The organism is Tissierella sp., assembly GCF_052089545.1.
Classification (GTDB): Bacteria; Bacillota; Clostridia; order Tissierellales; family Tissierellaceae; genus Tissierella_A.
Window position 1 is genome coordinate 1 of the sequence record NZ_JBQDAA010000173.1, and the last position, 4,984, is coordinate 4,984.

The 4,984-nt window shown below is 30.5% G+C and carries 7 protein-coding genes; all 7 read left to right on the forward strand.

Going from position 1 to position 4,984, the window contains the following annotated elements:
- Positions 1-160: 160 nt before the first annotated feature.
- The 7 genes from ACTHW2_RS10670 to mreD are packed head-to-tail and all read left to right on the forward strand — an operon-like array spanning position 161 to position 4,817.
- On the forward strand, positions 161-541 hold the full coding sequence (locus ACTHW2_RS10670) for a NusG domain II-containing protein (RefSeq protein ID WP_442263901.1): 381 nt from the start codon (positions 161-163) through the stop codon (positions 539-541).
- A gap of 12 nt (positions 542-553) precedes the next feature.
- Entirely contained in the window at positions 554-1,075 is a 522-nt protein-coding gene (locus ACTHW2_RS10675) for a Gx transporter family protein (protein WP_442263902.1), read from the forward strand.
- 13 nt (positions 1,076-1,088) lie between these two features.
- Entirely contained in the window at positions 1,089-1,679 is a 591-nt protein-coding gene (locus ACTHW2_RS10680) for a Maf family protein (protein WP_442263903.1), read from the forward strand.
- Positions 1,680-1,687: 8 nt separating this feature from the next.
- Positions 1,688-2,395: a RadC family protein gene (radC, locus tag ACTHW2_RS10685; RefSeq protein ID WP_442263904.1), complete on the forward strand. Its 708-nt coding sequence runs from the start codon at positions 1,688-1,690 to the stop codon at positions 2,393-2,395.
- Between the two features lie 20 nt (positions 2,396-2,415).
- Positions 2,416-3,447 (forward strand): rod shape-determining protein, encoded by a 1,032-nt coding sequence (locus ACTHW2_RS10690; RefSeq protein ID WP_442263905.1) that lies wholly within the window; start codon positions 2,416-2,418, stop codon positions 3,445-3,447.
- A gap of 12 nt (positions 3,448-3,459) precedes the next feature.
- Positions 3,460-4,296, forward strand: coding sequence for a rod shape-determining protein MreC (gene mreC / locus ACTHW2_RS10695; RefSeq protein WP_442263906.1), 837 nt, complete (start codon positions 3,460-3,462; stop codon positions 4,294-4,296).
- Positions 4,297-4,310: 14 nt separating this feature from the next.
- Positions 4,311-4,817, forward strand: a complete 507-nt coding sequence (gene mreD, locus ACTHW2_RS10700; RefSeq protein WP_442263907.1) for a rod shape-determining protein MreD — start codon at positions 4,311-4,313, stop codon at positions 4,815-4,817.
- The last annotated feature ends 167 nt before the right edge of the window (positions 4,818-4,984 follow it).

Sequence of the window (4,984 nt, forward strand, 5' to 3'; positions counted from 1 at the left end):
CACTAGTAGATGTAGAATAAAATAAGTAATAGAAAAACCAATAAATTCCATGGGGAATTTGTTGGTTTTTCTAATTTCTAACTTGTAAAAAAAATATATAAATGGTAAACTATAATAAGTACAAATGTAAGAAAAAGCTTTAATCTAAAGGATGGTTAAAATGACAAAAGGTGATAAAATTTTAATATTGGTTGTTATACTTTTGACACTTGCTTCTTTAGGTTTTATAAAAAAGCAATCACTCTCAAATGATAGTAGATTTGTAAGTATTCAAGTAGATGGTAAAGAAGTAAAAAAGATAATATTTGATGAAGAAATAGTAGGAAAAACTTTTCCAATTGACAGTGAATATGGATACAATTTAGTAGAATTTGGAGATGAAAAAGTTAGAGTCATAGAGGCGGATTGTCCTGATCAAATAGATGTAAAACAAGGATATATTTCTAAAATAGGAGAGACTATAGTTTGCCTACCAAATAAAATGATAGTAGAAATAAAGGGAATGGATAAGGACCAAGAAATAGATATAATGAATTATTAGGAAGAGATAAATATGAAAAAATTAAATAAAATGATATTTTTGTCCATATTAGTTTCTGTAGGACTAGCTCTTAGTGTTCTAGAATCAGCTATACCACTACCTGTTGCTATACCTGGAGCAAGGCTAGGCTTATCTAATATGGTAGTACTTGTTACATTAGTAGTTTTTGGATTTAAAGAAGGATTGATAGTTTCAGGACTCAAAAGTGTAGTTTTGATGCTTGTAACTGGAAGTGTGTCAAGTTTTATCTATAGTATTGCAGGCGCAATACTTTCTTGTATTGCCATGTATATGGTTTATAGATATTTTTCTAAAATCTTTAGCCTTATAGGTGTAAGCATATTTGGTGCACTTTTTCATAACTTTGCTCAAGTAAGTGTGGCAAGCCTTATGCTTAGTAATATTAAAATATATACATACCTTCCTTTTCTGATGTTAACTAGTATTTTTACAGGGTATTTTGTAGGGCTTGCATCTACATATATAATAAGAAATTTAAAAAAGAATTTTACTGTTTTATTAGAAAATAAATAAGAAGGAAATAAATATGAATGATATAATACTTGCATCAGCTTCTCAAAGAAGAAAAGATATTTTAGAAAAATATAATTTAAAATTTAAAATTATGGAAAGTCATATAAAGGAAACAGTTAGTAAATATGAAGGGCCAGAAGAGCTTGCTATGTCACTTGCTTTTAGAAAAGCTTATAAAATTAGTGTTGAAAACCCCAATAATATAGTCATAGGGGCTGATACAGTAGTTTATTATAAAGGTAAGATTTTATCTAAACCTAAAGATTATGATGATGCTTTAAGGATGTTAAATATCCTAAGTGGAAATACTCATGAAGTTATAACTGGTATTAGCCTTATAAATTTAGAAAAAAAGATAAAAATAGTAGATTTTGAAAAGACAAAGGTAAAATTTAGGCAATTAGATAAGGATATTATAGATACCTATGTATCTACAGGGGAACCATTTGATAAAGCTGGTTCTTATGGAATTCAAGGTTTAGGAGCTCTTTTAGTTGACAAAATAGAAGGTTCATACTTAAGTGTAGTGGGGCTTCCTTTAGTAAAATTAGATAAAATACTCAATAAATTTTTTGACATAAGTATTATAAATATGAATAAGTAGGTGTTTATATGGATAATGCAGTTGAATTTGAGAGAAAATATACTATAAAGGAGTTACCAGTAAGCGAAAGACCAAGAGAAAAGTTAGCAAACTATGGGGCAGAGAGATTATCAAATGCAGAACTTATTGCACTTATAATAAGGACTGGGCATAGGGATGATACTGCTCTTGATGTAGCTAATAGAATACTTAGTATGGATGAGAGAGGATTAAGTTACCTTACAAATGTTTCTGTAAAAGAACTTACTAAAATTAAAGGTATAGGGATATGTAAAGCTTCCCAAATATTAGCAAGTATAGAAGTTGGTAAAAGGATTAACAGATGGTCAGCTGAGGAAAAGATAAAAGTTACCTCACCGGATATACTAGTAAATCTTATATCTGATAAAATGAGGTTTCTAAATAAGGAACATTTTGATATAGCTATATTAGATACTAAAAACCAAATAATATCTATAGAAAATATCTCTATAGGAACCTTAAATGCTTCAATAGTACATCCTAGAGATGTATTTTATGCTGCAATAAATAAAAGTGCAAATTCAATTATTTTAATACATAATCATCCAAGTGGGGATCCTGCTCCAAGTAGTGAAGATATAAATATTACAAATAGACTTAAAGATGCTGGAGACTTAATAGGGATAAAAGTATTGGATCATATAATAATTGGAGACAATAGATATGTTAGCTTTAAAGAGAAAAACTTAATTTGAAATTGTGGAGGAGAAAATAAATGGGAATTTTTGATTTTATGAATAAAGATATGGGTATTGACTTAGGTACTGCAAACACACTAGTATATGTAAAGGGTAGAGAGATAGTAACGCGTGAACCTTCAGTAGTTGCTATTCAGACTACAAATAAACAAGTTCTTGCAGTAGGTGAGGAAGCAAAGAGAATGATAGGTAGAACTCCGGGAGATATAATAGCTATAAGACCTTTAAAAGATGGGGTTATTGCTGATTTTGATGTAACACAAAGTATGTTGAAACATTTTATAAAGTCTGCTTATAAAAGAAAATCCTTGTTTCAACCTAGAGTTGTAGTATGTGTACCAAGTGGAGTTACAGAGGTAGAAAAAAGAGCTGTAGAAGAAGCAGCAGTTCATGCAGGAGCAAGAGAAGCATACCTAATTGAAGAGCCTATGGCAGCAGCTATAGGAGCAGGTCTTCCAGTTCATGAACCTACGGGTAGTCTTATTGTAGATATTGGTGGGGGAACTACGGAGGTAGCTGTTATTTCCCTTGGAGGTATCGTAACTAGCAAATCTATAAGAGTAGGTGGAGATGAGCTAGACGAGTCTATCGTAAGCTATATCAAAAAGACATATAATCTTATGATAGGTGAAAGAACTGCAGAAGAAATAAAAATAAACATTGGATCTGCTGATGGTGGTACTGAAAAAAAACTTATGGATATACGTGGAAGAGACCTTATAAGTGGACTTCCAAAAACTATAGAGATAAGTTCGGTAGAGATATATGATGCATTAAAAGAGCCAGTGGCTAATATAATAGAAGCTATAAAGACAAGTTTAGAGAAGACTCCTCCAGAACTTGCATCAGATATAATAGAACAAGGTATTATGCTAACAGGTGGAGGAGCTTTACTTGATGGTATGGATAGACTTATAACTGAAGAGACAGGTATGCCTGTTAAGATTGCAGAAGAACCACTTGATTGTGTTGCTATAGGGACAGGGCTTGCATTAGCGAATATAGAAGTTATCAAAAAGACTATTTCCAGTACTAAAAAACTAGGATAACAGGTGATTTAAATGTATTTTTTCAAGAAATACAAAAACAAAATGATAGTGACATTAGTTGCTATCATTTTAATTGTTACAATGGGGATGACTAACGGAAGAGATGATGGTATCACAGGAGGAGAAAACTTTTTAGGAAACCTTTTTTCGCCCATAAGTAAAGCTTTTTATACTATTGGAAACTCGGTATCTACTGGCTTTCAAAATTTAGGCGGATTATTTAATTTTGAAGAAGAAAAAGAAGACTTAGAAAATGAGATTGCAAAACTTAAAGCTGAGAATAGAGACCTTGAAAATATTGTAGGAAAATCTGATTTCTTAAGAAAAGAAGCCAAGCTTTTAGAAGATAGTGAACTGGAACTAGTTTCTGCACAGATAACGAGTAAAGAAGCTGGGAATTGGTACAATAAATTTACAATTGATAAGGGTAAAGAAGACGGTATAAAAAATGGCGATATAATAATACAAGGTGTAGAGGTAGACGGTGAAATAGTAGAAGAAGGCCTTGTGGGTAGAATTTTAGAAGTTGGCGATAAGTGGTCAAAAGTTTCATCTATAATAGATGAACAAAACAGTATATCTTTTAAGAGTATAAGAACTCAAGATGGAGGCATGATTAAAGGAAGTATAGATAGTGATATAGAAGGTTATCTATTTGACAGAAAAGCAGATATAGTTGTAGGTGACAAACTATATACCTCAGGTCTTGGAAAAGGATACGTAAAAGATTTATATATAGGTGAAATTGAAGATGTTATACAATTAGAAGAAGAACTTATGAAAAAGATTGTTGTAAAACCTGCTGTAGATTTTAAAAAAATGTATAAGGTATTTGTAATAGTAGAATGATATGGGGGATATAATTGACAATTATTACCATGGTTATAATCATTATAGTAAATTTAATATTACAAGGCAGTGTATTACCTTTTTTTGACTTTCTTGTATTTGCACCAAACCCAGCATTAGCTTCCATAGCCGTAATTGCATTATTTAAAGGCAAATATTATGGGGCTTTTTTTGGTTTGGTCATGGGGTTATTTCAAGATATACTCCTTGGAGACGTAATAGGAATGCATGCGCTTACATATTTTCTAATAGGATATGGTTCTGGAATGTTGAATTATTCTTTAAACAATGAAAATACAATAATTCATCTTATTTTTACAGCAATTAGTACAATTGTATATAATATAATGTATTTTTTAATAATATATTTTTTAGCGAGAGATGTTTCTTTAGCTGCATCAATTAGAAGAATTTTTTCCATTGAAATTTTATATAATTGCATTTTAGCTTTTATGTTTTATAAGCTTCTTTATAAAATATTTAGAATATCTTCTCTTAAGTTTGGAAAGAGACAAAGGTGATAAAGGATGAATTTAAAAGATAAATTAACAAATAGATATAACATTATAATGGCTGTAGTTATTCTTATGATATCTGTGCTTTCTATAAGGCTTGCTATTATGACTATAGCGGAAGGCGATCATTATAGAGACATATCAGATAATAAAATAGTTAAGGATATATATAA